Below are 3,294 nucleotides of genomic sequence, written 5' to 3'. Positions count from 1 at the left end.
TAAATATTTAGTGAAAATTTTGAAATATTTTTCGCATCGGCAACCAACTGAATCGGCAAATTCGCTTGCGTATGCGCTTCAAATTTTATCGTAAGATTTGGATTGGTAATTTGGTTTTCTTTGTTTTTTATTTGATTTAAAAACGGAGATTTCGGAAATTCTTTTTTTGCGGTTTCAGCCAAAGAAAGTGCTTCTTTGGGTTTTTCTTGCGCAACCAACAAATCCATCATTTCGCTCATGATTAAAACTTTGTAATCGCCTTCTGTTTGCGAATTTACAAGGTTTTGAAGTTGAGAAAACTGATCTTTACAATTCGAAAATCCACAATTATAATTGATTTTTTGATGCTGAAAATAGAGTTTTGAATTTCCTGTATTTTTGGCAATTAATTCATCATAAATAGTTAAAATTTTCGAATGATTTTCTTTCAATTCGTTTGGCGTGAAAAGTTGAGAATTTTTCAAAAATGCAATGTTGTTCAGAGAATTCCAATCCAATAAAGTCGGGAAATAATCTAAATCTTCGGTTCCATTGAAAATTTCTTTGTATTTTGACATTTGAACTTGTTTCAGCTCAGCAGATTTTAAATTCAAATCTGAAAAATATTTTGCCAAATAATTTTTAAAATTAAGTTTACTCCAAGTTTCAATTTGCGCAAAATCCTGATTATTGATATTGGTTTTTTGATTGATTTTCCATTGATTTTGGTTGTAATAATCGCTGAAAAATTCGCCTAAAAGAACTTGATAAACCAATTGATTTTCACCTTTTAATTTATCGCCAAAAGTGGACAGCTTTTTGAAAAACTGGCTCGAAGAATCGTTTTTGGTATCGTCCGTAGTTTGATTTACAATACTGAATTCCGCTTTCAGCGAGCGAATTAATTGATTTGCATTATCGTCTTTCATGGCTTGATTCTGAATTTCTAAAATAATGGGAAGATTGGATTTGTATTTTCCGTTTTTGTAATTTTCGGCCACTTTTTTCCATTGATCGTCGTAATATTTTTGAGCAAAAACATTCGTAAACGCTAAGAAGAACAGGATAATTGCAAAGATTTTATTTTTCATAGATTTGTTTTAATATTTAGGAAACCTTATAGGTTTTAAAAACCTATAAGGTTTAGGAAAATGAACAGTTTAAATTTACTAAAAAAATACATGATCGACAGTCAAATTTATGTTTCCTTGATGGGAACTTTATTTGCTGTTTTTTTTATGTTCGAGCAAAGCATTATCAAAACCCCGACCATTGCGCTGATTTTCATTACTTATTTCAGCGGTTATCTTTACACCAAATATCAAAACACCGGGAAATTATTTTATAAGGTTTTGATTTTCAATATTATCTCCGGCATTATTTCTGCCGCATTAATTATTTACAATCATAACGACGGGCGACTCGTAAAATGGTTGATTATTGTAATTTTAGGACTTTTATATGACAGTACTTTTCTTAAATTTTTTGTTCGGAAAATTCCATTATTCAAAATATTTTATGTTGGTTTAACTTGGGCTTTAATTAATTCTTGGTTAATTTTACCCGAATTTAATTCAGAGATTTTCTGGATTTCTCTGCTTTTCATTACTGCGCTGGTTTTACCATTCGATATTCGAGATATGAAAAGTGATACTATTGTAACTTTCCCAATATTAATCGGCGTTCAAAACACAAAATACTTGGCTTATCTTTTAATTTTCACAAGTTTACTCATCTCAATTTTTTATTTAAAAACCGAATCTTCAATTGCCTTTTTCATCACTTCAATTGTCACTTTTATCTTGATTTATTTTTCGGAAAATTCTAATAAAGGAACCTATTTTTCTTTTTGGGTAGAAACTTGCAGTGGACTTCCGTTTTTGATTCTGATTTTAATGAAGTATTTTTGACAAATGATTATCCAAAAACTCAATTTACTCAATTTCAAAAATCATCAGGAAAAATCTTTCGAATTTTCGCCACAAATCAATTGCTTTGTAGGAAACAACGGCGTGGGAAAAACCAATATTCTCGATGCTCTCCATTATTTGTCGATGGCAAAAAGTTTTCTGGGAAACAAGGATCTTAACAATATACAAAGTTTAAAGTCCGAAGATGGAAGTCTGAAGTCAGCAGATTTTTTTTCTATTGAAGGCGAAATTTTCGATGGCGAAAAAGAAAACATCATCAAAATTCAGCAACCCAAAGACGCAAAAAAAATCATCAAAAAAAATGATAAATCTTACGATAGAATGTCGGATCATATTGGTTTTTTACCGAGCGTAATAATTTCACCTTACGATTCAAATTTGATTTCTGATTCTGGAGAAAGCCGCAGAAAGTTTTTGGATGCGATGATTTCGCAAACGGATTCTGACTATCTTTTTAATTTAATTCAATATCAAAAAACGGTTCAACAAAGAAATGCATTATTAAAAGATTTCTCGAAAAACAGATATTTTGATGCTGATAATCTGGAGATTTACAATGAACCTTTAATTAAATTTGGAACCAGAATTTTTGAAAAAAGAAGCGAATTTACTGATTCAATTGTCCCTTTAATTCAAAATTATTATGAAATAATTTCTCAAGGAAAAGAAAAAATATCGGTGATTTATGAATCGGATTTAAAAGATAATCCCTTCGAAACTTTACTTCAACAAAATTTAGAAAAAGACAGAATTCTAACTTATACTTCAAAAGGAATTCATAAAGACGATCTTCTTTTTGAAATGAATGGAATTTCAATGAAAAAGACAGCAAGTCAAGGTCAACAAAAATCTTTTTTAATCGCTTTAAAACTTTCACAAATGAATCGTATTAAAGAATTAACGGGGAAAACGCCGACCCTTTTGTTGGATGATATCTTCGATAAACTAGATGATTTGCGGGTTTCACAATTAATCAAATTGGTAAATCAAGAACATTTTGGGCAGATTTTCATTACTGATACGAGCAGAGAAAGGACGGAAAATATTGTGAAAAGAATTAATGAGGAAAGTAAGATATTTGAATTATGAAAAAGAAAAAAAGAGAATATCAATCCTCAGAACTTGTAAAATCCTTCGCAAGGATTTATGGTTTCGAGGATAAATTATTGGCGTTTGAAGTGAAAGATTTTCTACACGAATATCTGAACGATACACTCTTTGCTGAAATAGAATCAGTAAATTTAAATAAGAAAATTTTAGAAATCAGAATAAAATCTCCTTTGCTAAAAAACGATTTCAGAATGCGAAAAACCTTTTATTTAACAAAGTTTCAAGAGAAATTTGGCGAAGAACATTTTATTGATCTTCCGGTTTTGTAGTCACA

3 protein-coding genes and 1 pseudogene are annotated in these 3,294 nt (G+C 30.0%); 3 read left to right on the top strand and 1 reads right to left on the bottom strand.

Features of this window, described 5'->3' with window-relative positions; translation table 11 throughout:
* Positions 1–1,070 (bottom strand): annotated as a pseudogene (locus WBY99_RS03765) (alpha-2-macroglobulin family protein); the annotation flags it as partial.
* Positions 1,071–1,160: 90 nt separating this feature from the next.
* Between WBY99_RS03765 and WBY99_RS03760 the strand changes: the two are divergent.
* The 3 genes from WBY99_RS03760 to WBY99_RS03750 are packed head-to-tail and all read left to right on the top strand — an operon-like array spanning position 1,161 to position 3,289.
* Positions 1,161–1,889, top strand: a complete 729-nt coding sequence (locus tag WBY99_RS03760) for a hypothetical protein (protein WP_423975000.1) — start codon at positions 1,161–1,163, stop codon at positions 1,887–1,889.
* Positions 1,890–1,892: 3 nt separating this feature from the next.
* Positions 1,893–2,999 carry a DNA replication/repair protein RecF gene (gene recF / locus WBY99_RS03755; protein WP_423974999.1) on the top strand — a complete coding sequence of 369 codons (1,107 nt, stop codon included), beginning with the start codon at positions 1,893–1,895 and terminating at the stop codon, positions 2,997–2,999.
* Positions 2,996–3,289: a hypothetical protein gene (locus WBY99_RS03750; protein ID WP_423974998.1), complete on the top strand. Its 294-nt coding sequence runs from the start codon at positions 2,996–2,998 to the stop codon at positions 3,287–3,289. The genes recF and WBY99_RS03750 overlap by 4 nt, the downstream gene beginning before the upstream one ends.
* Positions 3,290–3,294 lie beyond the last annotated feature (5 nt).

This window comes from Kaistella sp. (assembly GCF_049588135.1).
Lineage (GTDB): Bacteria > Bacteroidota > Bacteroidia > Flavobacteriales > Weeksellaceae > Kaistella.
Note: the sequence above shows the minus strand (reverse complement) of the source record. Positions and strands in the feature narration are given on the sequence as shown.

What these genes read in the sequence shown, in the direction of transcription:
- WBY99_RS03760 (WP_423975000.1), top strand. Translation starts at nt 1,161, where the DNA reads ATGATCGACAGTCAAATTTATGTTTCCTTGATGGGAACTTTATTTGCT.
- recF (WP_423974999.1), top strand. Translation starts at nt 1,893, where the DNA reads ATGATTATCCAAAAACTCAATTTACTCAATTTCAAAAATCATCAGGAA.
- WBY99_RS03750 (WP_423974998.1), top strand. Translation starts at nt 2,996, where the DNA reads ATGAAAAAGAAAAAAAGAGAATATCAATCCTCAGAACTTGTAAAATCC.